The sequence below is a fragment of the Bartonella sp. TT110JLCBS genome (genome assembly GCF_042193405.1).
Taxonomy (GTDB): Bacteria; Pseudomonadota; Alphaproteobacteria; order Rhizobiales; family Rhizobiaceae; genus Bartonella.
This window is the reverse complement of sequence record NZ_JBHILT010000109.1, coordinates 1-1248: the sequence shown is the minus strand read 5'-3', so window position 1 is coordinate 1248 and position 1248 is coordinate 1. Positions and strand designations below refer to the sequence as shown.

2 protein-coding genes and 1 pseudogene are annotated in these 1248 nt (G+C 32.3%); all 3 read left to right on the top strand.

Features of this window, described 5'->3' with window-relative positions; genetic code table 11:
* Positions 1-70 precede the first annotated feature (70 nt).
* Positions 71-214 carry a TrwH protein gene (locus tag ACFILW_RS09815; protein WP_375685735.1) on the top strand — a complete coding sequence of 48 codons (144 nt, stop codon included), beginning with the start codon at positions 71-73 and terminating at the stop codon, positions 212-214.
* Positions 211-951 carry a type IV secretion system protein gene (locus tag ACFILW_RS09810; RefSeq protein ID WP_375685733.1) on the top strand — a complete coding sequence of 247 codons (741 nt, stop codon included), beginning with the start codon at positions 211-213 and terminating at the stop codon, positions 949-951. The genes ACFILW_RS09815 and ACFILW_RS09810 overlap by 4 nt, the downstream gene beginning before the upstream one ends.
* A gap of 183 nt (positions 952-1134) precedes the next feature.
* Positions 1135-1248: pseudogene (locus ACFILW_RS09805) on the top strand (trwi protein); the annotation flags it as partial.

The following is a 1248-nucleotide window of genomic DNA, read 5'->3' as shown; positions in this document are numbered from 1 at the left end:
TATGTTCAAAATAATAATAATGACAACAAATATCAGGATGTATATAACAATAAAAAAGAGTCATATTAAAATGAAGTTGATCATTCTTGTGATTTTGATTGCAAACATTTTATCGGCTTGTGCTTTAGCACCAAAGCTAAAACAGCCAAATGATAGGAATCGGGTGCCTATTAATAAAACAATCCCTGCCGAAATTAAGCGAGGAGACAGATGAAAAAGATATTTATTATAACAGGAATGATTACCCTTTTGGGAATGCTGAATCTAGCTCCAGCAAATGCAGATGTAAGCGTATCTTTCGAACCCTCATCACCTAAGAATCCAACTGTAAACTCACAACCTACTCCATCAGCAGAATATCTGGAACTTATTAATCTATTAAAAAAAGGGGAAATTATTGAGCTCTTAAAAAAACAGCTTGAGTTGAAAAAAGAACAAATTTCGCAAACAGAAAAAACCTATCAAGCTATAACAAATAGTCAGAAAACTGGACCTCAGAAAATAGACTTTTCTAGTTTTTTTCTCAAAGAGCCTGAATCGCTCTATAAGAAAGATAAGCTTTCAAGGGAATCATATCAAAAGGTATTAGAGGACGAAAACAAAATTTCTGGGACTTTTGATCAAATGGGCAAAAATCTTTTTGCACGTTTACAATTTTTCTCGGTGCTAGATAAAGCTATAACTTTGAAAACTTTTGAAAACGTAGAAAATCGTTTTAAATACCTCGAACATCTATTTGATGAACTTCAAACAAAAGAAAACCTGAAAGATATTGCAGATCTTCAAGCACATATCGATGGTTCATTAGCCATGATCCACAATGAATCTATAAAGATGCAAATGATAACGCATTTACGTAAAGCTGAGCAATCACTTATCAAAAAGAAAAGACGCGAACTTGATATGAAATTTTTTAACCATAAAACAAAAGGGATGCCTACCATACGATAAAAACAAAAGCCACTGTAGAAGGTTCAGTACTATCCGAACAATTCAGAGAGGCAGAAAGCTTTTATCAAAGTCAAGATATCGTAATGAGAATACTTAGGTAATGTATAAATGAAAATGAAGCGTTTAGCATATATCTATGTTTTAAGGTGATAAAAAGTTGAAAATTTGTTAAAGAGGAATTCCATGAACTTTACAGTGTTCACGCAACTTTTTAGTAAAGTTGATCAGATAACAAAAACATATGTCACGGATATTTCCTCAAAAACAATAGCTACAATTACACCCTTTGTATCAATC

Excerpts from the sequence above, each read along its gene's own strand:
- ACFILW_RS09815 (WP_375685735.1), top strand. The coding sequence starts at position 71 with ATGAAGTTGATCATTCTTGTGATTTTGATTGCAAACATTTTATCGGCT.
- ACFILW_RS09810 (WP_375685733.1), top strand. The coding sequence starts at position 211 with ATGAAAAAGATATTTATTATAACAGGAATGATTACCCTTTTGGGAATG.